Raw genomic sequence first — 23469 nt, 5'->3', positions numbered from 1 at the left:
GGCGAGGCGCAGCTGACGCTCGGTGGTCCTGCTCCGGACGGAATCACCGACATGACCCTCGCCAGCTATTCCCCCCACGTCCCCTCCCGTTCCACCGACACGGCCGACACCGGCATCGTGCAGGCCGCGGCGCCCGCGCTGCGCGGCGAAGTCACGGTGCCGTTGACCCTGCGCCATTCCGGCACGCGGGTCGTGACCCTGCGCTACGAAGCCGTGGGTGATGCGGGACTCCCCGCGGTGTTCGTCGCCGGCGGCATTTCCGCGCATCGCCACGTCGGCAGCAGCGAAGCCTTCGCCGAAGCCGGCTGGTGGGAAGTCCAGGTCGGTCCCGGGCGCGCCCTGGATCCCAGCAGCCATCGCCTGATCGCGTTCGACTGGGTTGGCAGCGACGGCAGCGTGGACGCCGTCATCGATCCGGCGGACCAGGCCGACGCCGTCGCCGCGGTACTGGATGCGCTGCGCATCGAGCGCCTGCTGGCCTTCGTCGGTTGCTCGTACGGAGCGATGGTCGGCCTGCAGTTCGCCGCCCTTTACGGTGCGCGGCTCGATCATCTCGTCGCGATCAGCGGCGCGCATCGCGCCCACCCGTTCTCCAGTGCATGGCGCGCGCTGCAACGCCGCGCCGTCGCGCTGGGCGCGCTGCAGTGCGACGAAAACCATGGCCTGGCCCTGGCACGCCAGCTGGCGGTGCTCAGCTATCGCACGCCGGAAGAGTTCGATGAGCGCTTCGATGCCGCGCATGTCGCGGACGGCCGCGTGCGTGTAGATGCGGAAAGCTACTTGGATCACTGCGGCGCGCAGTACACGGCGCGCACCTCGCCGGTCGCTTTCCAGCGGCTGTCCGAGTCGATCGATCTGCAGCGCGTGGAGCCGGAGACCATCGAGGTGGCGACGACCGTCGTCGCGATCGAGCAGGACCGGCTAGTCCCCATCGCCGACAGCCGCGCGCTCGCGCAGCGCCTGAGCGGCCCCACGCGCACCGAAATCCTCTCGTCGCTGTATGGCCACGATGCCTTCCTCAAGGAGGAGGTCGCCATCGCGGCCGTTCTCGCCCAGGCGCTGCAGGACGCGGCGTTGCCCCTATCGAACCCCATCGCCATCGAGGCCGCCGCATGAGCACGCCCTTCCGTTCCAACGCCCCTGGTTCCCGCCACCGCTGTACCAGCGCCGTGCGTGCCGGCATCGATCGCGACAGCGCCTTCGGTGCGGTGACGCCGCCGATCGTGCTGTCGTCGAATTTCAGCTTCGCCGGTTTCGAGCAGAAGCGGCAGTACGACTACACGCGCAGCGGCAACCCGACGCGCGACCTGTTGGGCGAAGCGCTGGCCGAACTGGAAGGCGGCGCCGGCGGCGTCGTCACCGCGACGGGCATGGGCGCGATCACGCTGCTGCTGAACGCCCTGCTGCAGCCGGGCGATCGCCTGGTGGTGCCGCACGATTGCTACGGCGGCAGCTGGCGCCTGTTCAATGCGCTGGCGAAAAAGGGCGCCTTCGAGCTGGTCACCGCCGACCTCACCGATCCGCGTGCGCTGGCCGAGGCCCTGCGCGAACCGCCGAAAGTCGTGTGGATCGAGACGCCGTCGAATCCGCTGCTGCGCATCACCGACCTGCGCTTCGTCATCGAGGCCGCGCACAAGGCCGGCGCGCTCGCCGTGGTCGACAACACCTTCCTGTCGCCGGCGCTGCAGCAGCCGATCGCGTTCGGCGCAGACTTCGTCGCACATTCGACCACCAAGTACATCAACGGCCATAGCGACGTCGTCGGCGGGGCCGTGGTATCGAAGGACGCCGCGCAGCACCAGCAGCTGGTGTGGTGGGCCAATGCGCTGGGGCTGACCGGTTCGCCGTTCGACAGCTTCCTTACCTTGCGCGGCCTGCGCACGCTGGACGCGCGCCTGCGCGTGCATGAGGAAAACACGCAGGCACTGGTCGCATTGCTCGACGGCCATCCTGCCGTCGCGGCGCTGCATTACCCGGGCCTGGAAGGCCACGTCGGCCATTCCGTCGCGGCGAAGCAGCAGAGCGGTTTCGGCGCGATGCTCAGTGTCGAACTCGAAGGTGGTACCGACGCGGTGCGCGCGTTCCTCGATGGCCTGCAGTGCTTCACCCTGGCCGAATCGCTCGGTGGCGTGGAAAGCCTGATCGCGCATCCGGCGACCATGACCCATGCCGCCATGGCGCCGGAAGCGCGTGCGGCTGCCGGTATCGGCGATGGGCTGCTGCGCCTGTCGGTGGGCATCGAGCATGCGGAGGATCTGGTGGCCGATATTGCGGCTGCGCTCGATCGTGCTGAAGCCGCGTGCGGCGGCAAACGACGCGTGGCGAAATGAGCGCTGCGCTTTCCGCGGCAAAGTCGATCGATCTGCATCCGCGCGGAGACGATCGGCAACGCAATCACGCACCACGCGCGCGCGTCGCGCTGCTGGGCACGGGCACGGTCGGCCGTGCCGTGCTCGCGCGCCTTGCATCGTGGTCGGGCACTGCGCTGGGCGAGCAGGTACAGCTGGTGCATGTCGCCAATTCGCGGCGCGCGGTTTCGGCGCCGACTGGCGTGTGCCCGCATCACGCTGCGCACGCACTGGTTTCGGCGACACAAGCCCCATTGCCCATGAGCCCCGGCGCTACGGAACCTGCATCGTCACCGTCGTCTCTGGCGACCGTGCCTGGCATCCTGGCCGACGCGGCGATACGCATCGTCATCGACGCCACCGCCAGCGAGGCCGTGGCCGAGCAGCACGCGCGCTGGCTCGCGCAAGGCGTGCATGTCGTCACCGCCTGCAAGCTGGGCCAGGGCACGACGCTGGCGCGCTGGCGCGCGATCCGCGCCGCGTGCGCATCCGCCGCGACCTGCTACGGCGACAGCGCCACCGTCGGCGCGGGCCTGCCGCTGCTGCGCTCGCTGCGCGAGCTGCAGGCAGGCGGCGACCGCATCCACGCGATCGCGGGCGTTCTCTCCGGTTCGCTGGCCTGGCTGTTCAATCAATACGACGGCATGCGTCCGTTCTCCGCACTGGTGCGGCAGGCGCGCGATGCCGGCTACACCGAACCGGATCCGCGCGACGATCTGTCCGGCGAGGACGTACGGCGCAAGATCGTGATCCTGGCGCGCGCGGCGGGCATCGAACTGGAAGCGCACGAAGTCGATGTGACCTCGCTCATTCCGCCCGAACTGGCGATCCTGTCGAAGGAAGCGGTGGATGCCGCACTGCCCGCGCTCGACGACGCCTTGCGTCGACGCTTCGCCGCCGCCTACAAGAACGGCGAGAAGCTCCGCTTCGTCGCGCGTCTGGAGCGCGATGCACAAGGCGCGATGCGCGCGCGCGTGGGACTGGAATCCTTGTCCGGCGACCATCCGCTCGCCGGCGGCGCCGGTACCGACAACAAGGTCGCGATCTGGTCGGACCGCTATCGCATCCAACCCCTGGTGATCCAGGGGCCGGGAGCGGGCGCCGAAGTCACGGCCGCGGGATTGCTGGACGATTGCCTGCGCATCGCGCGCGGGCATTGAGGCTGCCGCGGGACGCCGGTAACAGAGCGGCGGTTACGCCACGGCCGGCGCGGCGAAGAAGGTCTCGATCGACTGCGGACGCCCGAACAGATAGCCCTGCGCGTAATCCACCTGCATCGCGGTCAGCAGTTGGTGTTCGGCTTCGGTCTCGACCTGTTCGGCAATGGTGCTCTTGCCGATCACGTGAGCGATGTCGCCGATCGAGCGCACCACCGCCTGCGAGAGCTGCGAGGCCTCGAGGCCGCGGATGAAGCTGCCGTCGATCTTGATGTAGTCGACGTCCAGATCGCTGAGGTAACCGAACGAACAGAAACCGGTGCCGAAGTCGTCCAGGGCGAAACGGCAGCCCAGGTCGCGCATCTGCCCGATGAAGCGCTGCGCGCGCTGGCGGTCGCGCACGACGCTGGTCTCGGTGATTTCCAGGCACAGGTTTTCGGCCGGGAAGCTGCTGCGGCGCAGCCGCGCGGCGAGATAGTCGGCGAAATGCTCGTCGGTCAGCGTCGCGCCGCTGAGGTTGATGCCGCAACTGGCCACGCCCTTCGCGGCCTGCGGGTTGCGCTCCAGCCAGCGCAGCGTCGCGTCGATCACGTAGCGGTCGATGCGCGGGCCCATGCGGAAGCGTTCGGCCGCGGAGATGAATTCGGCGGGCACGTGGATGCGCCCGCCCGGCTCCTGCCAGCGCAGCAGCACTTCGAAATGGACGCCTTCGCCGCTGGTCTTGCGGGTTGGCACGATCGGCTGCACGTACAGCAGGAACTGCTCGCGCTCCAGCACTTCGCGGATGCGCAACGCCGAACGCATCACCGCGCTGTGCGCCTGGGCCTCGTCGCTGCTGGGGTAGGAGACGTGAAAGCGGTTGCCGCCCAGTTCCTTGGCGGCGAAGCAGGCCGCGTCGGCGTGCGAGAACAGCGTGTCGTAGTCGCGGCCGTCGGCCTGCGTCGTCGCCGAGACCAGGCCGATGCTCGCGGTCGTGGTCAGCACCTGGTCGCCCCAGGGCACGCGCATCGCTTCGATCTCGTTGAGCAGGCGACGCGCCTCGACTATCGCGCCGGCTTCGCCGCGGGGCAGCAGGATCGCGAACTCGTCGCCGCCGGTGCGCGACACCAGCGCCTCGTCACCGACCGCCGCCGCGACCGCACCGCCGATCGCGTGGATCATGTCGTCACCGGCCACGTGGCTGGTGCTGTCGTTGATGATCTTGAGGTTGTCCAGGTCCAGGTACAGCAGCGTCGCCGGCGTGCTCGTGGCCGCCAGGCGCTTGCGCGCTTCTTCCTCGAACGCGGTGCGGTTGAGCAGGCCGGTCAGGGTGTCGCGGGTGGCACGCTGGTAGAGCGCATAGGACGTGGTGCGCTGCTCGAGGCCGGCCAGGGCCATCATCACCGGGATCACCGCGATCAGGCACAGCAGCAGCAGGAGCACGGCGGTTTCCAGCAGCGTTTTCGGCGCGGTGAAACCGCCCAGGCCCATGCCCGTCGCGGCGCTCAGGTAGGTGACCGTGACGCCGGTCGCCACCGACGTCCACACCGGCGAGAACCGCAGCGCCGCCCACAACAGCAGGACCAGCGGCAGGCTGATCAGGCCGAGCACGTAGATGCCGCGGCCGCCGAGCGAATGGATCGCCAGGAAGCTGGTGCCCAGCAGCGCGATCCAGAACACCCGTTCGCGCAGCGTGGAGCCGTCGTGGAAGGGGGAAAGCTGATGATGCGGATTGCGCGTGGTCGTGCTGAGCAGGATGGCCGGCGCCACCACGGCGATGCCGAGCATGTCCCCCAATGCCCAGCGCATGAAGGCATCCACCGCGTGCGCCATCTCCAGGCGACCGGTCTGGTGCAGCGCGAAGATACCGAAGGCGGCGCTCAGCACGCTCTGCATCAGGCCGCCTCCGAGCAGGCGCATGCCGTCCTCGGTGCGCAGGTGCATCGAGCGGCCGCGCAGCACGTACCAGGCGGCGAGCGCCGTCGCCCCGGTCTTGCCGAGCACGGCGAGCGCGATATAAAGCCAATCCGGTCCGTTCGTCAGCAGGCTGAAGAAGAACGTGCCCACCGCCACCACGGCGGTCCAGCGCAGGCCATAGCGGATCGCCACGGCGAAGCCGATGCCGGCGCTCGGCCACAGCATCGAGGTGCCCTCGGGGCCGAGCAGATAACGCGAGGCGAGGACCGCGCACAGGAAATAGAGCGCAGTCCACAGCAGAAAGCGTCGGATGTCGCGGGCCTTACCGTGCATAGGGCGAGTCTACAGGGCAAATCCGGGCACTGGATGCTTCCATTCTCGCCGCCTTCCTCCAGACGTTTTCATTTTTCTGCCCGTCCATGCGCGTGGCGGCCAAGCTCAGCATTCGATCACGTTGACGGCGAGGCCGCCTCGCGAGGTTTCCTTGTACTTGTCCTGCATGTCGCGGCCGGTGTCGCGCATGGTCTTGATGACCTTGTCCAGCGACACCTTGTGCTTGCCGTCGCCGCGCATGGCCATGCGCGAGGCATTGATCGCCTTGACCGAGCCCATCGCATTGCGCTCGATGCAGGGGATCTGCACCAGGCCGCCGATCGGGTCGCAGGTCAGGCCGAGGTTGTGCTCCATGCCGATCTCGGCGGCGTTCTCGATCTGGCCGGGCGTGCCGCCGATCGCGGCGGTCAGGCCGGCCGCCGCCATCGAACAGGCCACGCCGACTTCGCCCTGGCAGCCCACTTCGGCGCCGCTGATCGAGGCGTTTTCCTTATAGAGGATGCCGACCGCGGCCGCGGTCAGCAGGAAGTCGAACACGCCCTGCTCGTTGGCGCTCGGGCAGAACCGGTCGTAGTAGTGCAGCACCGCGGGAATGATGCCGGCCGCGCCGTTGGTGGGCGCGGTGACGACGCGGCCGCCGGCGGCGTTCTCCTCGTTGACGGCGAGCGCGTAGAGGTTGACCCAGTCGAGCACGGTGAGCGGGTCGCGCATCGCCGCTTCCGGGCGCGTGGAGAGTTCGTTGTACAGCGAGGGCGCACGGCGGGCGACATGCAGGCCGCCCGGGAGCGTGCCTTCCTCGCGGATGCCGCGGGCGACGCAGGCTTGCATCGCCGTCCAGAGCTCGCGCAGGCCGTCGCGGATTTCCGGACCCGAGCGCCAGGCGTGTTCGTTGGCGAACATCAGCTGGGCCATGGTCATGCCATGCGTCTCGCACTGCTGCAGCAGTTCGGCGCCACTGTGGAACGGGTAGGGCAGTTCGGTCGTATCGGCGACGATGCGGTCTTCCGCCGCTTCGTCCTGATTGACGACGAAACCGCCGCCGACCGAGTAGTAGTCGCGCGTGGCAAGTATTTCGCCGTTCGCGTCGTAGGCGCTGAAGCGCATGCCGTTGGTGTGGAACGGCAGCTTCTGCCGCTTGTTCATGATCAGATCGTTCTTCTCGTCGAAGGCGATCTCGTGCTTGCCGAGCAGGCGGATCTTCTTTTCACTGCGGATGCGCGCCAGTGCGTCGGGAATGACGTCCGGGTCGATCTGATTGGGCAGGTGGCCTTCCAGGCCCATCAGCACGGCCTTGTCCGTGCCATGGCCGCGGCCGGTCAGCGCCAGCGAGCCGAACACTTCCGAGCGGACACGCGCGGTGCGTTCCAGGTTGCCGTTCTCCTCCAGCCATTTCTGCGCGAAGCGGCAGGCCGCGCGCATCGGGCCCACGGTATGTGAGGAGCTCGGCCCGACGCCGATCTTGAACAAGTCGAAAGTGCTGACAGCCATGATGATTCCGGAAGACGCGCCAGACGGCTGCGTGAATACGCCTATTCTATGCCTCCCGCGCGGGGGTGCCCTTGCGTATTCACTATTCGCCGGCGTATCCAACCGGCGTGCCCAGCCGCCGTATCTAGCCCGCAAAACCCGACCATGGCTTCGCCGATCCCTTCGCTAGTCCTCTACCAGCGCGACGACTGCCACCTGTGCGACCTGGCCCTGGAGGTGCTGGCGCTGGCGCGGGCGCCCGAATTCGACAGCGTCTTCATCGATGGCGACGATGCGCTGGAAGCGCGCTACGGCACCCGTGTGCCGGTGCTGCGCGATGCGGGTAGCGGCGCGGAGCTCGACTGGCCGTTCGGCGCGGACGAGCTCCGTGCATGGCTGGCGGGCGGCGCGCTGCGCAGCGGCGCCCCCTCCGCAACGTAGCGCGGCATGGCGGCCGCGCGGCGCCTTACTTCGCGGCGGCGAAGATGACCTTGGTGCTCACCGCGATCTCGTTCGGGATCAATGAGGTGTCGGCCCAATCGCCTTCGCCCACGCCGAAGTCGAGCCGCCTCACCGTCGCCTTGCCGGCCAGCACCGGCTTCGCGCCGGGTGTCCAGGTGAAGGCCAGGGTGACCGGCTTGCTCACGCCGTGCAGGCTCAGCATGCCGTCGGCCACGTACTTGTTGCCGCCCAGCGCACGGAACTTCGTCGCCGTGTAGCGCGCCTGCGGAAACTTCGCTGCGTTGAAGAACGAATTGCCGCGCATCTCGCCGTCGTAGTCGCTGTTGCCGGTGCTTGCGGTCGCCAGCGGGATGGTGACGTCGAGCTTCGCCGTCGCCAGTTGCGCGGGATCGAAGGAGAACTTGCTGACGAAGCCCGGGAAGCGCCCGGTGAACGCTTCGCCCTGGTAGGTGCCGGCGAAGGCGAGCACGGAACCGGGCGCCTGCGTGTAATCCGCAGCGTGGGCGCAGGGCGCCAGCAGTAGCGCGGCGAGAAGAAGGGACTTAGGCGACATCGCGACGTTCCTCGACAACGGGGGAGTGGGTAACGGCTCCGGGGGCGCGCAGCCAGCCGCGCGGCAACATGCGCGCGAGCGTGGCGTCGTGCTGGAAGACGTGGTGGTAGATCGCGGCGGCCGCATGCACGAGCGCCACGGCGATCAGCGTCCAGAACAGCCACTCGTGCACCTCCACCGCGAGCTCGTGCAGCGATGGGTTCTTGGCCGTGATCGCCGGCAGGTTGAACAGGTTGAACCAGCGCAGCGGGAAGCCCGAAGCGGAATTCAGCACCCAGCCGCTGATCGGCATGGCGAAGACCAGCAGGTACAGCGCGGCATGGGTGAGCGATGCGATCCGCTCCTGCCAGTGCGGCGTGCCGGCCACCGGCCGCGGCGCGCCTGCATACACACGCCACAGCAGGCGCAGCGCCATCAGTGCCATCACTGTGAGACCGAACGACTTGTGCAGCAGATAGAGCTGGATCTTGTCGGGGCTATTGCGCATCTCCGTCATCAGCAACCCGACGGTGCCCAGGCCAAGGATCATCAGCACGATCAGCCAGTGTAGTAGCTGGCTCACGGCTCCCCAGCGGTCGTTGCTGTTCTTCCAGGTCATGGTCGGGTCTCGAGGAGGGGCTCGTTAGTGAGAGGGGGGCGGGACGGGAACAGGTTCGGTTTCGGGTTTACTTTGGGTCTGGATTTCGTTGGCATTCTCAGGAGCCTCGGGCGCGGCTTCCTCGGTCTTGCCGTTGTCGCGCTGGCGCGCCGCCTCGGCTTCGATCACCAGTTTGACCTCGTCACCGATCACGGTCGGCCACGTGGTGATGCCGAACGCCTTGCGGCTCAGCGTCGCCGTCGCGGAAAAGCCGGCCGTGCGATGGAACGGCGGCAGCGGATGGCGCTTGAGCTGGTTGAACGTCACCTCCAGGCAGACCGGCGCGGTCGTGCCGTGCAGGGTGAGATCGCCGCAGACCTTGGCGTGATCAGCGTCGACGCCCTGGACGTCGCCGGAGATGAAACGGGCCTGCGGATAGCGCTTGCCGTCGAGCAGGTTGGAGGCCAGCACCGCGTCGTTCCATTTCGCGTCGCCCAAGTCCAGGCGGGTGACCGGCACCGTAACGTCGAGCTGCGCACTGCGCCAGTCGTCGCGATCGAAACGGAGCGTGCCGGAACTGCCGGAAATCGCGCCCATCGCGTGCGAGAAACCGGCATGGCTGACCATGAAGACGACGCGTGTGTGCACCGGGTCGATGGTGTAAGTCTCCGGCGCCGCCGATGCCAGGGCCGGCCATGCGGCCAGGAGGCTCGTGATCAGGATGCTGAGTACGCGGTGCGGCATGGCGACCTCGCTGAATGTGCTTTCACATGGATAGCAATTCTAGGGTGATTGGTTCTAGAGGCCCTGATCCTGAGCTTCCGGCGCTGAACGAAGCGAGTGACTTGCAGTCGGCTGCGGCTTCGTCGAGCCTAGCGGCGGGGAATCCGGGGGGAGCAACCATGGCAGGAGCCGTTAGGGCACTGGCGGTGCGCGTCGTTCCGCGCTGCCTCCGTGCCACAGGAACAGGAAGTGCGAAGTGGGGGTTCGCGATCGTGGTCGCGATCGCGCTGGCCGCGGGCCTGGCGCCGACCGCGCGTGCCGGCTTGCCGGAAACGCCGCGGCTGCGACAACTCACGGTGCGCGACGGCCTGCCGTCGAATCGCATCAACGGCATGGCCGAGGACCGCGCCGGCTATCTGTGGATCGCTACCAGCGACGGACTGGCGCGCTACGACGGCGTCGACTTCCGCACCTGGCGGGTCGAACAGGGGCTGCACGACAACGTCGTGTGGGCAGTTCACGTCGATGCCGCCAATCGCGTCTGGTTCGGTACGCATCAGGCCGGCCTGGGCGTGTTCGACGCGCAGCGGCGGCAGTTCCGCTACTACCACCGCGGCAACACGCCGGCGATGGCGAGCGACGATGTCAGTGCGGTCGTATCGACTGCGGATGGCGCGATCTGGTTCGGCACCACCGAAGCCGGTCTGTATCGGATCGCCGCGGATGGCAAATCGGTGTCCCGTTTCATGCCACGCGCCCGCGATCCGCGCAGCCTGCCCAGCGCCAGCGTTCGGGCCCTGGCCATGGCGCCGGACGGCACGCTGTGGATCGGCACTCAGGGTGGTGTCGCGCGCTGGACCGGTCGCGATTTCGAGCGCTTGCCCGCCGATGCATTGAACTCGTCCGTAGTGAACAGCTTGACGGTCGAACGCGATGGCCGGCTGTGGATCGGCACTCCGGGAGGCGTCAGCCTGCGACGTCCGGACGGCAGCTATGCGCGTTCCCCGTGGGGCGATGCCGGCGCCACCAAAGTGCGGCGGGTCTTGTCGCGCGATCGCAGCGGGCAGTACTGGCTCGACATCCCGGCAGGACTGGGCATGGGCGGCGACGGCGAAACGGTGCCGCTCTACAGCGCGGCCGCGAATGGCCTGGTGAGCCCATCATGGGTCGGTGCGCACGAGGACCGCGAAGGCGGCCTGTGGTTTCTGAGCTCTGACAACGGCCTGTGGTATCTGCCGACGAACTGGCGCCGCTTCTCGGTGCTGTCGCAGCGCGCCGATGCGGCCGATTCGATCGCCAACGCGCAGGTGCGCGGCATCGCGCCGGCGGCCGATGGCGGCATGTGGCTGGTGGGCAGCGGTAGCACGCTCGATCGCCTCAACCCGGAGACCGGCAAGGCCGTGCATGTCGCGCGCGATGTCGGCAACGGCTATGGGCTTTCCGGTGTGTTCGAGGATCGCCGCGGCCATGTGTGGACGAGCTGGCAGCTCGGCCTGGCGCGCGTGGAACCCGCCAGCGGCGCGATCACCCGCTGGAGCGATGGCGATGCGCACGATGCCTCGCTGTTCGGCGAAGCACGCTTCGCCCAGACCGGCGACGGTATCGTCTGGATCGCCACCGAACGCGGCGTGCAGTTGCGCGATGAAAACGATGGTCGCGTGCTGCGCACCTTGTCGCCCGGCCAGGCCGGTTTGCCGGCCGACCTCTACATCGAACAGATCGGGCGCGGGCCCGATGGCGCGTTATGGCTCGCCGACGCGCAGGGCTTGCTTACCTGGAACGCGGGCACGAAGCGCTTCCAGTCCATTCCAGGTGCGCCGCAGCGGCCCGTGTACGGTTTCGTCCAAGCGGCGAAGGACCGTGTCTGGCTCGCCCGTTTCGGCGCGGTTGAGTCTTATCGCTGGGACGGCGCGACGCTGACGCTGGAAACCGCGATCGACACGCGCGATGGCTTTCCGGCGCTGGAACCCAACGGCCTGGCCCTGGATCTCAGCGGGTGTCTGTGGCTCACCAGCGTGCGCGGCCTCATCCGGCTCGATCCGGGCAAGCGTTCGGTGCGCATCTATGGCGCCCACGATGGCCTGCCCGGCCAGGAGTTCGAAACTGCACCGGTCATGCGTCCCGGCGACGGCCGCATCCTTGCCGGCCTCAATGAGGGGCTGGTGATCTTCGATCCGATGGCGGTGAAGGAGGGTGGGACGCCTCCGCGCCTGGTGATCGAATCGGTGGCCGCGCTGGATGGCGACGATACCGAGGCGTTCGCGCCGCAGAGCCAGATCCAAATCGCGCCGGACGCCCGCGACATCCGCTTCGTCGCGCGCCTGCTGTCGTTCGACGACGCGCACAACCACCGTTACCGCTTCCGCCTGGGGGGGTACGACAACGGCTGGGTCGAAACCGGTCATTCGGGCGAGCGCGTCTTCTCGCGCCTCAAGCCGGGTAGCTATCGGCTCGACGTGCAGGCGCGCACCGCGGACAACCTGTGGTCGCCAGTGCAGACCATCGCCTTCCAGGTGTTGCCGCCGTGGTGGCGTACGTGGTGGGCGGGCGCAATCTTCGTCCTGGCCGGCGCCGGGCTGCTGGGCTTCGTTGCCAACGCGTACCGGCAGCGGCTCAAGCGCAGGCACTCCTGGCAACTGGCGCAACAAAAACGCGAACTCGCCGAACAGGCCTCGGACGCGAAGACCCGCTTCCTCGCTATGCTCGGCCACGAAGTCCGTACGCCGATGACCGGCGTGCTCGGTATGAGCGAGCTGTTGCTGGGCACTTCGCTCAATCCGCAGCAGCGCGGTTATGTCGGCGCGATCCGCGGTGCCGGCGAGCATCTGCTGCGGCTGGTCAACGACGCGCTCGATCTGGCGCGCATCGACTCGGGCAAGCTCGAGCTGGCGGACGAAGCCTTCGATCTGCATGCGCTGATGGAGGAACTGGCGGCGCTGACCGGACCGCTGGCACGGCAGCGCGGCCTGGGTTTCGCGATGACCATCGCCGAGGAAGCGCCGCGCCATCTGCGCGGCGATGCCGCGCGCGTGCGGCAAATCCTGCTCAACCTGCTCGGCAACGCGGTCAAGTTCACCGAGCAGGGCCGCGTCACGCTCGGCGTCACGCGCTCGGCGCAGGAAGGGGTGTGCTTCGAAGTGACCGACACCGGCCCCGGGCTCAATGCCGAGCAGAAGTCGCGTCTGTTCCGCCGCTTCGAACAAGCCGATGGCGCGCGCACCCGTGCGCGCTACGGCGGCAGCGGGCTGGGTCTGGCGATCAGCCAGGAACTCGCCGCGGCGATGCGCGGGCGAATCGAGATCGACAGCGCGCCGGGCGAAGGCACGCGCTTCCGCGTAGACCTGCCGCTACCGACTACGGTGGCAGTCGCCGTTTCGGCGAGAGAAGAGGGCCAGGCACATGCGACGGGGCTGCGCCGCAGCCTGTCCCTGCTGCTGGTGGAAGACGATCCGACCATCGCCGAAGTGTTGACGGGGATGCTACGTCTGCAGGGTCACCACGTGGTGCATGTGGCGCACGGCCTGGCGGCGCTCACCGCAGCGGTCACTATCCCGTTCGATGCGGCGCTGCTGGATCTGGACCTGCCGGGAATGGACGGCCTTGCGCTCGCGCGGCAACTGCGCATCCAAGGCTTCGCGGCTCCGCTCATCGCCGTGACCGCGCGCGCCGACGCCGGTGCGGAGCCGGATGCTTTCGACGCCGGTTTCGATTACTTCATCCGCAAGCCGATGACGCTGGCGATGCTTTCCGCGTTGCTCGAACGCGCGGTGCCCGGGCATGCACGCGCAGCCGGGGAAACGCAGCTGGATCCCGCGCAACCCGTGGCGTTCTGAGGGTTGAAGCGAACGAAGCGTGCGGCTTCGTTCGCTTCCTGCACAAGCTCAGCGTGCGCTGAGTTCGTGCACGGCGTCCACCAGCGCGGCGACATGTTCGGGCTTCATGTCCGGCGACAAGCCATGGCCCAGATTGAAGACATGACCTTCGCGCGAACCGCCGTTGCCGTCGCGATAGCTGTCGAGCGCACGGCCGACTTCGCGGCGGATGGCTTCGGGTTCGGCATAGAGGGTGACCGGATCGAGATTGCCCTGCAGCGCGACCTTGCCGCCGATGCGGCGTGCGGCATCGCCCAGTTCGATCGTCCAGTCCACGCCCACGGCTTCGGCGCCGCTGGCCGCCAGCTCTTCGACGTAGGGCGCATTGCCCTTGCCGAAGAGGATGAGCGGCGCGCGCTCAGCGCCCGCGCCGCGTGGCAATGCCTGCGCGATGCGCTGCAGGTAGCGTAGCGAGAACTCGCGGTACATCGACGGCGACAGCACGCCGCCCCAGGTGTCGAACACCTGCAACGCCTGCGCGCCGGCCTGGTGCTGCGCGGACAGATAGGCGATGACGGCGTCGGTGACCACGTCGAGCAGCTTGTGCATCGCGGCCGGTTCGTTGAGCGCGAGCGACTTCACCTTCGAATAATTGTCGCTGCCGCCGCCCTCCACCATGTAGCAGGCCAGCGTCCACGGCGAGCCGGAGAAGCCGATCAGCGGCACAGAGCCGTCGAGTTCGCGGCGGATCGTGCGCACCGCGTCCATGACGTAGCGCAGATCGGTTTCCATGTCCGGCACGGCCAGGCGTTCGATGTCGGCGGCGGAGCGGATGGGGCGTTCGAACTTCGGGCCCTCGCCTTCGGCGAAGTACAGGCCCAGGCCCATCGCATCGGGCACGGTCAGGATGTCGGAGAACAAGATCGCGGCATCCAGCGGAAAGCGGCGCAGCGGTTGCAGCGTGACTTCGCAGGCCAGCTCGGGATTCTTGGCCATCGCCAGGAAGCTGCCGGCCTGCGCGCGCGTGGCGCGGTACTCGGGCAGGTAACGCCCGGCCTGGCGCATCAGCCAGACCGGCGTGCGGTCGACGGACTCGCGGCGCAGCGCGCGGAGGAAGCGATCGTTCTTGAGGGGGGGGGGGGACATGGACCTGTTTCTTTTTGCTTGGAATTTGTCGCCGAATCGTTATCGCGGACCAGGTGCTTCCACGCCTTGGGCGAACATCAGTTGGAAGCCGCGCTTGAGCTGCTGATCGCGGGCGTGTTCGAGCGCCGCCAGCGCGCTGGCCTGATCGAGGAAGACTTCCCGGCGCACGGTGCTGCGGCCGCCGATCTGGCCGGTTTCGCGCACCAGCTCCCAGCCGCCCAGCAGGTCTGGCTGCAGCATCAGCTGCACGAAGCGCGGGGCTTCGTGACCCTGGGGACGTTGTTGCAGGAGGAGACGCATGGGACGCGCATTGTAGCCATACGGGGGTCGAGGCCCGCGCTACGCGCCGCGACGGCGTGTTCCGACTACGCTTCGAGCACGGCGCGCACGGTGTCTTCGGCCACGCCGGTCACCACCCGCGCGCTGCCGGGCTGGTCCCAAAGGATGAAGCGCAGGCCATGGGCATCGGCCTTCTTGTCCAGGTGCATGCGGGCGATCAGGCGCCGTGCGTCCAGGCCGGCCGGCACGCGGGTCGGCAGGCCGAGGCGTTCCAGCAGGGCCTGCAACCGGTCCCCGTCTTCCGCGGCGGCGAGTTCCAGCAGGGTCGACAGCCGGGCCGCCAGGACCATGCCCACCGCGACGGCTTCGCCATGATTGAGTGCGTCGCGGCCGGTGCCGGCGTAGCCCTGTTCGGCTTCGATCGCATGGCCGAAGGTGTGGCCGAAGTTGAGCAGGGCGCGGTGGCCGCGCTCGTAGGGATCGCGGGCGACCACGTCGGCCTTGAATTCGCACGAGCGGGCGATGGCCTCGGTCAGCGCGTCGTCGTCGCGCGCCAGCAACGCGTCGGCGTGGGCCTCGAGCCAGGTCAGGAAGTGGGCATCGAAGATCGCGCCGTACTTGACCACCTCGGCCAGGCCGGCGCGCAGCTCGCGCTCGGGCAGCGTGCGCAACACGGCGGTGTCGGCGATCACCGCGCGCGGCGGATGGAAGGCGCCGACGAGATTCTTGCCGTGCGGGAGGTCGACCGCGGTCTTGCCGCCGACGGAGGAATCGACCATCGCCAGCAGCGTCGTCGGCAGTTGCACGCAATCGATGCCGCGCATCCAGCAGGCCGCGGCGAAACCGGCGAGGTCGCCGACCACGCCGCCGCCGAGCGCGACCACGGTGGCATCGCGCGTGGCGCCCAGCGTCGCCAGCGCGTCCAGGCATTCGCCGAAGCGGGCCAGCGTCTTCTCCTGTTCGCCCGCCGGCATGATCCAGCGCGACAGCGAGAGTGGCGGCTTGGCCGCATGCAGCAGGGCGGCGACGCGCTCCATGTAGAGCGGTGCGACGTGGTCGTCGCTGACGATCAGCGCGTGGCGGCCGCGCAACACGGCGGCGAGGCGTTTGGCATTCGCCGCGTTGGCTGCGTCCAGCAGACCGGGGCCGATGGTGATCGCGTAGGGCGCGTCACCGGCGACGTCCACGGTGCGGTGCGTGGCGTGATGCAGCAGGTTCATGCGGCGGCTCCGTGTCGGCCGGGTGTGGGCTGGCCCGCAGGGCGCTGCCAGCGTTGTGCGAGCAGGGCGGCCAACTGCACCGTGGCGGTCTCGGCATCGAGCCCATCGGTGTCGAAGACGAGATCGGCCACCTCCGCGTAATACGGTGCGCGCGCGGCGGCGAGTTCGTGCAGCACCTGTTCGCGGTCCGGCCGGGCGAGCAAGGGGCGGGTGTCATCGCCGGCGAGACGGGCCAACTGCTGCTCGACGCCGGCGTGCAGATGCACGACGAAGCCGCGCGCGCGCAGCAGCCTGCGATTGTCGGCATCGAGGACGCAGCCGCCGCCGGTGGACAGCAGGAGGTCTTCGTCGCGCAGCAGCGCGGCCAGCATCGCTCGCTCGCGAGCGCGGAAGCCCGCTTCGCCTTCGCGCGCGAACAGCTCGGCGACACTCGCGCTCGCCGCGCGCTCGATCTCCCGGTCGGCGTCGACCAGTCGCAACCCGAACTGCCGCGCCAGGCGCTCGCCGACGCTGGTTTTCCCGGCGCCCATGGGGCCGACGAGGATCAGGTTGCGGGCGGGATTCATGCCGCGATTCTAGCCGCCGGCTTAACGAAACGCGGCGTAGCGTCGGGGCTTTCGTCATGCCCGCTTCGCATTTGCCGGTGCCCGCCGGCACCACGCCCGCCCAGGGCAAGGAGAGTCGCCATGTCCGTCGCCAAGATCATCGAACTCAACGCCGCCTCCAAGACCAGCATGGAAGACGCGGTGAAGGCGGGTCTGAAGAAATGCGCCGAATCGGTCAAGAACATCAAGGGCGCGTGGGTCAACGAGATCAAGGTCGTCACCGACGACAGCGGCAACGTGACCGAATGGCGGGTCAACCTGCGCGTCACCTTCGTGGTGCAGTAGGCGCGGCCCGCCGCGCGGATGACAGTCGTCGTCCGGACCGCGACAATTACGGGATGAACGTCCATCCCGCTTATGCCGAAGCCCTGGCGACCTTCGACCAGTTGTTCGCCGAAGCGCTGTCGGCCGGCGAACCCGACCGCACCGCCATGATCGTCGCCACGGCGGGGCTCGATGCCCGGCCGTCGGCGCGGACCGTGCTGTTGAAGGCACACGATCCGCGTGGTTTCGTCTTCTACACCCACCTGGACGGCCGCAAGGGGCGCGAGCTGCAGGCCAATCCGCATGCCGCGCTGCTGTTCCATTGGCCGCGTGTCCGCGACGGCGTGCAGGTGCGCGTCGAAGGCGCCGTCGAGATCGTCGCCGATGCGGAGGCCAACGCGTATTTCGCCAGCCGTCCGCGCGGCAGCCAGCTGGGCGCCTGGGCGTCGAAGCAGTCGGAGACGCTGGATTCGCGCGAGACCTTCGAACAGCGCCTGGCCAAGGCCGAGGCCGAGTTCGAGGGCCGCGAAGTACCGCGTCCCCCGCGCTGGGGCGGATTGCGGGTGAAGCCGGAGAAGATCGAGTTCTGGTACGGCGCCGACTTCCGTCTGCACGAGCGCTGGCTGTACGAGCGCAACCGCGCGGGCGAATGGGGCAAGCGGATGTTGTATCCGTGAGGGCTTGCCCATGAGAGCTGTGGGTCCGCAGCGCATCGTCTGCCTCACCGAGGAGCCTACCGAAGTCCTGTACGCGCTCGGCGAGCAGCATCGCATCGTCGGCATCAGCGGGTTCACCGTGCGCCCGCCGGCGGCGCGCCGGGAGAAGCCGAAAGTCAGTGCGTTCACTTCGGCGAAGATCGACGAAATCCTCAAGCTGCAGCCGGATTTCGTGATCGGCTTTTCGGATATCCAGGCCGACATCGCCGCGGCGCTGATCCGCCACGGCGTCGAGGTGTGGATCAGCAACCACCGCAGCGTCGACGGCATCCTCGATTACATCCGCCGCTTGGGTGCGCTGGTGGGCGCCGCGAACAAGGCCGATGCGTACGCGGACGAGCTTGCACGCAAGCTTGCGGCGATCGAACGCGAGGCGGCCGCGCTGTCTCAGCGCCCCAAGGTGTACTTCGAGGAATGGGACGAGCCGCTGATCACCGGCATCCGCTGGGTGGCCGAACTGATCCGCATCGCCGGCGGCGACGACATTTTTCCGGAGCGTGCGGCGGAGTCTCTGGCCAAGCAGCGCATCCTCGAAGATGGCGACGAAGTCGTGCGCCGCGCGCCGGATCTCATCTTCGGTTCGTGGTGCGGCAAGAAATTCCGTCCGGAAAAGGTCGCGGCGCGGCCTGGCTGGAACGCCATTCCCGCGGTGCGCGATGGCGAACTACACGAGATCAAGTCACCCGTGATCCTGCAGCCGGGACCGGCGGCGCTGACCGACGGCGTGACGGAAATCGCGGCGCATATTCGCCGCTGGGCAGCTCAGCGCGGATAAAACTCGCGACTGAATTGCATCGTCGAACTCGCGCCGCCTTCCGGCACGATCACCAGATCGAAGCGCAGCGTATCGGGCAGGCTGGTTTCGACCGTGCCGACATAGTCGAGCAGCGCCTGGCTGGGATCGGTGCCGCCGCTGCGCAGTTCGCGCAACGCGACCGGTTGCCGCTGTCCGCTGAGGTTGGTCGCGGTCGCGGTGATGCTGGCCGGCAGCGAGGTTTCCTGCGCGCCTTCGCCCTTGCGCACGCCGACCAGCAACAGGATCGTGCGTTCGTCGCGGGCGATGCCGTAGTTGCGCGCCACTTCCGCATCCAGCGAGGCGGTGGGCACGGCGGTCGCACGGATGGTGATGTCGCCCACGCGGCTTATCGCTTCTTCGCGCGCTGGGGCGGCGGGTGCCGCGGGAGCAGGTGATCCGCCGCCGCCGCACGCCGACAACATCACCGCCAGCGTCAGTGCGAGTATGGGCAATGCGCGCGTGGGACGGTTCATGGCAGCCTCCGGTTCAATCGTTCGCGGCCGAGAGTTGCTGGCCGCGTTCGGTCGCGGCGCGGATGGCGCGCGCCACCAGTTCGCGAAAACGGCCGGCTTCGAAGGTTTCGATCGCCGCCTGCGTGGTGCCGCCGGGCGAGGTCACGCGGCGGCGCAGCTCCGACGGCATCTCGTCGTTCTCGATCAGCATGCGTGCGGCGCCGAGGATGGTCTGCTGTACCAGCGTGCGTGCCGCTTCGCCGGACAGGCCTTCGGCTTCGCCGGCCGCCTGCATCGCTTCGGCCAGCAGGAAAACGTAGGCCGGTCCGCTGCCCGACACGGCGGTGACCGCGTCCATCAGCGACTCCTCGTCGAGCCAGACGTTCTTGCCGGCGGCTTCCAGCAGATCTTCCGCCTGCCTGCGTTGCGCCGTGTCGGCGCGCGTGTTGGCGTACAAGCCGGTCACGCCGGCGCCGAGCAGGGAGGGAGTGTTGGGCATCGCGCGTACCACCGCGATATTGCCGCCGAGCCAGCGTTCCAGCTGCGCCGCGGTAATGCCGGCGGCGATCGACACCACCAATGGACGCGTCGCCTGCGCGGACGCTGCCAGGGCTTCGCAGACGGCGCGCATGACCTGCGGCTTGACCGCGAGCACCCAGGTCGTGGCATTCGCCGTCGCAGTCGTGTTGTCGGTGAAGCTGTGGATGCCGAAGTCGCGTGCCAGGGCGTCGCGCAGTTCGGGCACCGGTTCGGCGACGCGAATCGCGGTGGCCGGCACACCGCGGGCAACCAGGCCGCCGATCAGGCTGCGGGCCATGTTGCCGCCGCCGATGAAGGCGACGGTGCCGGAAGCGAAGGAAGGCGAGGTCATCGGCGCGAGTGAACCGTTCAGTGGCAATCGCGGCATCGTAGCTTGCGGCCGCCGATGCGCGAAGTCCGTGCGCATCCGGAACTCACGGGCGCGGCCTCACGGCCGGTGCGGACGTGCACCAAACAGCGCGGTACCGACGCGCACCATCGTCGCGCCTTCGGCGATGGCGATCTCCAGGTCGTCGCTCATGCCCATCGACAAGGTGTCCATCCCGGCATGCTCCACCGAGAGGCGCTCGAACAATTGGCGCGCGGCGCGGAAGGCGGGCCGGCGCATCTCGATGTCGGTGTGCGGTGTGGGAATCAGCATCAGCCCGCGCAGGCGCAGGCGCGGCTGGGCGGCGATCAGCGCGGCGAGCGCCGCGGCTGCGTCCGGCGGGCATCCGTGCTTGCTCGCCTCGTCGTCGATGTTCACCTGAATGAGTACGTCGAGCGGTGCCCGTTCAGGCGGACGATGCCTGTTCAGCGCCGTGACCAGGCGTTCCCGATCCACGCTCTGGACCCAGTCGAAGTGTTGCGCGGCCTGCGCGGCCTTGTTGGACTGCAGGTGCCCGATCAGATGCCACTCGAGGTCGGGAGGCGGCAACCGCAGGCCGGCCAAAGGCGCCTGTTTGCCCAGGGCTTCCTGCACATAGTTCTCGCCGAAGGCGCGCTGGCCCTGGGCGGCGAGTTGAGCGATCGCCTCCGCCGACTGGGTCTTGCTGACCGCCAACAGCCGCGGAATTGGCCGTCCGGCGGTGCGGGCCGCGTTTTCAATCCGGTGTAGGGTGTCGTGCAGGGCGTGCGTGAGCACGTTCGCAGTTCTCGCTCGGGCCCGAAAAGGGGGCTGGTTTTACGGCAGGGGGAGGGGGCTATACTGCCTCGCAGGCTGTAACCGTTCCAGTTTTAGGCTTTACATCGCAGCCACCATTCCGGCTCACACCATTCCGGTCAGCCGGACAAACTTGCAGTGCAGGGGAGCACGCATGGATATCGCCGAACTATTGGCGTTCTCGGTCAAGAACAAGGCGTCCGACTTGCATCTGTCGGCCGGACTGCCGCCGATGATCCGCGTGGACGGCGACGTCCGCCGCATCAACATTCCGGCGCTCGATCACAAGCAAGTCCACGCGCTCGTCTACGACATCATGTCGGACAAGCAGCGGCGCGATTACGAAGAATTCCTCGAGGTCGACTTCTCGTTCGAGATCCCCGGCCTGGCGCGCTTCCGCGTCAACGCGTTCAACCAGAATCGTGGCGCCGGTGCGGTGTTCCGTACGATTCCCTCGGAAGTCCTCACCATGGACGACCTGGGCTGCCCGCGCATCTTCAAGGAGCTGATCGACCAGCCGCAGGGCCTGATCCTGGTGACCGGCCCGACCGGTTCGGGCAAGTCGACCACGCTGGCGGCGATGCTCGACCACGTCAACAAGAACGAATACGCGCACATCCTTTCGGTCGAAGACCCGATCGAATTCGTGCACACCTCGCAGAAGTGCCTGATCAACCAGCGCGAAGTGCACCGCGACACGCACGGCTTCAACGAGGCGCTGCGCTCGGCACTGCGTGAAGACCCCGACTACATCCTGGTCGGCGAGTTGCGCGACCTGGAAACCATCCGCCTGGCGCTGACCGCCGCGGAAACCGGCCACCTGGTGTTCGCCACGCTGCACACCTCGTCCGCGGCCAAGACCGTGGACCGCATCATCGACGTGTTCCCCGCCGGCGAAAAGCCGATGGTGCGCTCGATGCTGTCCGAGTCGCTGCGCGCGGTGATCTCGCAGGCCCTGCTGAAGAAGGTCGGCGGCGGTCGTACCGCGGCCTGGGAAATCATGGTCGGCGTGCCGGCGATCCGTAACCTGATCCGCGAGGACAAGGTCGCGCAGATGTACTCGGCCATCCAGACCGGCCAGCAGTACGGAATGATGACCCTCGATCAGCACTTGCAGGACCTGGTCAAGCGCGGCCTGATCCTCAAGCCGCAGGCCCGTATGTACGCGAAGGACAAGCGTCTGTTCGACTAAGTCGAAAGCCGCGGATTCAGGAGCACACCATGAGCACCATCGACTTCACCTCCTTCCTCAAGCTGATGGCGCATCAGAAGGCCTCGGACTTGTTCATCACCGCCGGCATGCCGCCGTCGATGAAGGTCCACGGCAAGATCTCGCCGATCACGCAGAACCCGCTCACGCCGCAGCAGAGCCGCGATCTGGTGCTGAACGTGATGACGCCGCAGCAGCGCGAGGAGTTCGAAAAGACCCACGAGTGCAACTTCGCCATCGGCGTGACCGGCGTCGGCCGCTTCCGTGTGTCGTGCTTCTACCAGCGCAACCAGGTGGGCATGGTTCTGCGCCGGATCGAGACCAAGATCCCGACGGTCGAAGAGCTGAGCCTGCCGCCGATCATCAAGACGCTGGCGATGACCAAGCGCGGCATCATCATCTTCGTCGGCGCGACCGGTACCGGTAAGTCGACCTCGCTGGCGGCGATGATCGGCTACCGCAACATGAATTCGACCGGCCACATCATCACCATCGAGGACCCGATCGAATTCGTGCACAAGCACGAAGGCTGCATCGTCACCCAGCGCGAGGTCGGCATCGACACCGATAGCTGGGATGCGGCGCTGAAGAACACCCTGCGCCAGGCCCCCGACGTGATCATGATCGGCGAGGTGCGTACCCGCGAGGGCATGGACCACGCGATCGCCTTCGCCGAAACCGGCCACCTGGTGCTGTGCACCCTGCATGCGAACAACGCCAACCAGGCGATGGACCGCATCATCAACTTCTTCCCGGAAGACCGTCGCGGCCAGCTGCTGATGGACCTCTCGCTCAACCTCAAGGGCGTGGTCGCGCAGCAGCTGATCCCGACCCCGGACGGCAAGGCCCGCCGCGTCGCCATGGAAATCCTGCTCGGCACCCCGCTGGTCCAGGACTACATCCGCGACGGCGAGATCCACAAGCTGAAGGAAGTGATGAAGGAATCCGTGCAGCTGGGCATGAAGACCTTCGACCAAAGCCTGTTCGAGCTGTACCAGGCCGGCGAGATCTCGTACGAAGACGCGCTGCGCTACGCCGACTCGCAGAACGAAGTGCGCCTGCGCATCAAGCTGGCGCAGGGCGGCGACGTCAAGACCCTCTCGCAGGGCCTGGACGGCGTGGAAGTCGCGGAAGTGCGGTAACGCAGGCGTCCAGCCGAACGCAAAGAAGCCGGGGTCTTTCCCCGGCTTTCTTTTTTCTCTTGGCCCTAGCTAAGTCCCCTGCGATTCCACGGCTTCGAACCGCAGGCCCCGCTCCTTGAGCATGCTGTTGATGCGGGTGCAGACGTACTGATCGTCGTCAGCGCTCGTCACCGACAGGATCGTGTCCGCGTAGCCGTTGGCGTAGGCGATCAGATCGTCGATACGGGTGGACAGGTCCTGCTCGAACGTGTCGATGAGCGTGTCGAGTTCGTCGCGTCGCTTGAAGGAAAATTTGTCCGCACTGGAAGCGCCCATATGCAACTCCTTGTAATGGCGGCTCTGGCATCCTCTGTCTTACCTGTGTGAAAACGCCGTGACGGGCCAGGGCCGGACAACGGCCGGCGGCATCAGTGCCGCTTGAAGTACTGCACCTCGCGTTCGTGCTTCTCGGCCGCCGCGCGTGTGTTGAACGTACCCAGGTTCCTGCGCTTGCCGGTACGCGGATCGGGCTTGCGCGAGTACAGCCGGTACCCGCCTGAAGGCAGTTTGCGGATCATGGCGATGCCCTCCGATTCTCCGTTGCGGGCATGCCAGCACAAACGCCGTGAGGCCGGCGCCAGCGGCGCGGAT

At 67.8% G+C, this 23469-nt stretch carries 24 protein-coding genes; 10 read left to right on the top strand and 14 right to left on the bottom strand.

The window, feature by feature from the left end; genetic code table 11:
• The first annotated feature begins 51 nt into the window (after positions 1–51).
• The 3 genes from metX to ACYVJ8_RS16195 are packed head-to-tail and all read left to right on the top strand — an operon-like array spanning position 52 to position 3508.
• Positions 52–1116, top strand: coding sequence for a homoserine O-succinyltransferase MetX (gene metX, locus ACYVJ8_RS16205; protein WP_460714429.1), 1065 nt, complete (start codon positions 52–54; stop codon positions 1114–1116).
• Positions 1113–2330 (top strand): O-succinylhomoserine (thiol)-lyase, encoded by a 1218-nt coding sequence (locus ACYVJ8_RS16200; protein WP_460714293.1) that lies wholly within the window; start codon positions 1113–1115, stop codon positions 2328–2330. The genes metX and ACYVJ8_RS16200 overlap by 4 nt, the downstream gene beginning before the upstream one ends.
• The gene (locus ACYVJ8_RS16195) at positions 2327–3508 is read left to right on the top strand and encodes a homoserine dehydrogenase family protein (RefSeq protein ID WP_460714291.1); all 1182 of its coding nucleotides are present in this window, start codon (positions 2327–2329) and stop codon (positions 3506–3508) included. Before ACYVJ8_RS16200 ends, ACYVJ8_RS16195 begins: the two co-directional genes overlap by 4 nt.
• Positions 3509–3541: 33 nt before the next feature.
• Here the strand turns inward: ACYVJ8_RS16195 and ACYVJ8_RS16190 are convergent, their stop codons facing one another.
• Both ACYVJ8_RS16190 and ACYVJ8_RS16185 read right to left on the bottom strand, forming a co-directional pair.
• Positions 3542–5734: a putative bifunctional diguanylate cyclase/phosphodiesterase gene (locus tag ACYVJ8_RS16190; RefSeq protein ID WP_460714289.1), complete on the bottom strand. Its 2193-nt coding sequence runs from the start codon at positions 5732–5734 to the stop codon at positions 3542–3544.
• A gap of 105 nt (positions 5735–5839) precedes the next feature.
• Positions 5840–7222, bottom strand: coding sequence for an L-serine ammonia-lyase (locus ACYVJ8_RS16185; protein WP_460714287.1), 1383 nt, complete (start codon positions 7220–7222; stop codon positions 5840–5842).
• Between the two features lie 144 nt (positions 7223–7366).
• Here ACYVJ8_RS16185 and ACYVJ8_RS16180 point away from each other — a divergent pair, with 144 nt between their 5' ends.
• A complete protein-coding gene (locus tag ACYVJ8_RS16180; protein WP_460714285.1) occupies positions 7367–7642 on the top strand; it encodes a glutaredoxin family protein in 276 nt (91 codons plus the stop codon).
• A 25-nt stretch (positions 7643–7667) separates the two neighbouring features.
• Here ACYVJ8_RS16180 and ACYVJ8_RS16175 read toward each other — a convergent pair whose 3' ends face one another.
• The 3 genes from ACYVJ8_RS16175 to ACYVJ8_RS16165 are packed head-to-tail and all read right to left on the bottom strand — an operon-like array spanning position 7668 to position 9537.
• A complete protein-coding gene (locus tag ACYVJ8_RS16175; RefSeq protein ID WP_460714283.1) occupies positions 7668–8216 on the bottom strand; it encodes a YceI family protein in 549 nt (182 codons plus the stop codon).
• Positions 8206–8814, bottom strand: a complete 609-nt coding sequence (locus tag ACYVJ8_RS16170; RefSeq protein WP_460714281.1) for a cytochrome b — start codon at positions 8812–8814, stop codon at positions 8206–8208. Before ACYVJ8_RS16170 ends, ACYVJ8_RS16175 begins: the two co-directional genes overlap by 11 nt.
• Positions 8815–8838: 24 nt before the next feature.
• Positions 8839–9537 (bottom strand): YceI family protein, encoded by a 699-nt coding sequence (locus ACYVJ8_RS16165; RefSeq protein WP_460714279.1) that lies wholly within the window; start codon positions 9535–9537, stop codon positions 8839–8841.
• A gap of 158 nt (positions 9538–9695) precedes the next feature.
• On the opposite strand from ACYVJ8_RS16165, the gene ACYVJ8_RS16160 reads away from it, so the two are divergent.
• On the top strand, positions 9696–13349 hold the full coding sequence (locus ACYVJ8_RS16160) for a two-component regulator propeller domain-containing protein (protein WP_460714277.1): 3654 nt from the start codon (positions 9696–9698) through the stop codon (positions 13347–13349).
• A 48-nt stretch (positions 13350–13397) separates the two neighbouring features.
• On the opposite strand, the gene hemE is transcribed toward ACYVJ8_RS16160, so the two are convergent.
• From hemE to ACYVJ8_RS16140, 4 genes are all read right to left on the bottom strand, one after another.
• Positions 13398–14474 carry a uroporphyrinogen decarboxylase gene (hemE, locus tag ACYVJ8_RS16155; protein ID WP_460714275.1) on the bottom strand — a complete coding sequence of 359 codons (1077 nt, stop codon included), beginning with the start codon at positions 14472–14474 and terminating at the stop codon, positions 13398–13400.
• Positions 14475–14513: 39 nt separating this feature from the next.
• The gene (locus tag ACYVJ8_RS16150) at positions 14514–14774 is read right to left on the bottom strand and encodes a WGR domain-containing protein (RefSeq protein ID WP_460714273.1); all 261 of its coding nucleotides are present in this window, start codon (positions 14772–14774) and stop codon (positions 14514–14516) included.
• Positions 14775–14839: 65 nt separating this feature from the next.
• The gene (gene aroB / locus ACYVJ8_RS16145) at positions 14840–15973 is read right to left on the bottom strand and encodes a 3-dehydroquinate synthase (RefSeq protein ID WP_460714271.1); all 1134 of its coding nucleotides are present in this window, start codon (positions 15971–15973) and stop codon (positions 14840–14842) included.
• Positions 15970–16539: a shikimate kinase gene (locus ACYVJ8_RS16140; RefSeq protein ID WP_460714269.1), complete on the bottom strand. Its 570-nt coding sequence runs from the start codon at positions 16537–16539 to the stop codon at positions 15970–15972. The genes aroB and ACYVJ8_RS16140 overlap by 4 nt, the downstream gene beginning before the upstream one ends.
• 120 nt (positions 16540–16659) lie before the next feature.
• On the opposite strand from ACYVJ8_RS16140, the gene ACYVJ8_RS16135 reads away from it, so the two are divergent.
• From ACYVJ8_RS16135 to ACYVJ8_RS16125, 3 genes are read left to right on the top strand one after another with little or no spacing between them, the layout of a single operon-like run.
• Complete coding sequence (locus ACYVJ8_RS16135) at positions 16660–16863, top strand: dodecin family protein (RefSeq protein ID WP_460714267.1); 204 nt, start codon at positions 16660–16662, stop codon at positions 16861–16863.
• A 53-nt stretch (positions 16864–16916) separates the two neighbouring features.
• Positions 16917–17519: a pyridoxamine 5'-phosphate oxidase gene (gene pdxH, locus ACYVJ8_RS16130; protein WP_460714265.1), complete on the top strand. Its 603-nt coding sequence runs from the start codon at positions 16917–16919 to the stop codon at positions 17517–17519.
• Between the two features lie 10 nt (positions 17520–17529).
• On the top strand, positions 17530–18333 hold the full coding sequence (locus ACYVJ8_RS16125) for a cobalamin-binding protein (protein WP_460714263.1): 804 nt from the start codon (positions 17530–17532) through the stop codon (positions 18331–18333).
• Here ACYVJ8_RS16125 and ACYVJ8_RS16120 read toward each other — a convergent pair.
• From ACYVJ8_RS16120 to ACYVJ8_RS16110, 3 genes are all read right to left on the bottom strand, one after another.
• A complete protein-coding gene (locus ACYVJ8_RS16120) occupies positions 18321–18827 on the bottom strand; it encodes a DUF4426 domain-containing protein (protein WP_460714261.1) in 507 nt (168 codons plus the stop codon). The two genes, ACYVJ8_RS16125 and ACYVJ8_RS16120, sit on opposite strands and share 13 nt — an antisense overlap.
• Before the next feature lie 13 nt (positions 18828–18840).
• Positions 18841–19677, bottom strand: a complete 837-nt coding sequence (gene proC / locus ACYVJ8_RS16115) for a pyrroline-5-carboxylate reductase (protein ID WP_460714259.1) — start codon at positions 19675–19677, stop codon at positions 18841–18843.
• 96 nt (positions 19678–19773) lie between these two features.
• Positions 19774–20469, bottom strand: coding sequence for a YggS family pyridoxal phosphate-dependent enzyme (locus ACYVJ8_RS16110; protein WP_460714257.1), 696 nt, complete (start codon positions 20467–20469; stop codon positions 19774–19776).
• A gap of 172 nt (positions 20470–20641) precedes the next feature.
• Between ACYVJ8_RS16110 and ACYVJ8_RS16105 the strand changes: the two genes are divergently transcribed.
• Positions 20642–21679, top strand: a complete 1038-nt coding sequence (locus ACYVJ8_RS16105; RefSeq protein ID WP_460714255.1) for a type IV pilus twitching motility protein PilT — start codon at positions 20642–20644, stop codon at positions 21677–21679.
• A 29-nt stretch (positions 21680–21708) separates the two neighbouring features.
• Entirely contained in the window at positions 21709–22839 is a 1131-nt protein-coding gene (locus ACYVJ8_RS16100; RefSeq protein WP_460714253.1) for a PilT/PilU family type 4a pilus ATPase, read from the top strand.
• A gap of 69 nt (positions 22840–22908) precedes the next feature.
• Here the strand turns inward: ACYVJ8_RS16100 and ACYVJ8_RS16095 are convergent, their stop codons facing one another.
• On the bottom strand, positions 22909–23154 hold the full coding sequence (locus tag ACYVJ8_RS16095) for a hypothetical protein (protein WP_460714251.1): 246 nt from the start codon (positions 23152–23154) through the stop codon (positions 22909–22911).
• A gap of 92 nt (positions 23155–23246) precedes the next feature.
• Entirely contained in the window at positions 23247–23396 is a 150-nt protein-coding gene (locus tag ACYVJ8_RS16090) for a hypothetical protein (RefSeq protein ID WP_460714249.1), read from the bottom strand.
• Positions 23397–23469 lie beyond the last annotated feature (73 nt).

Source organism: Lysobacter terrae (assembly GCF_054782215.1).
Note: the sequence above shows the minus strand (reverse complement) of the source record. Positions and strands in the feature narration are given on the sequence as shown.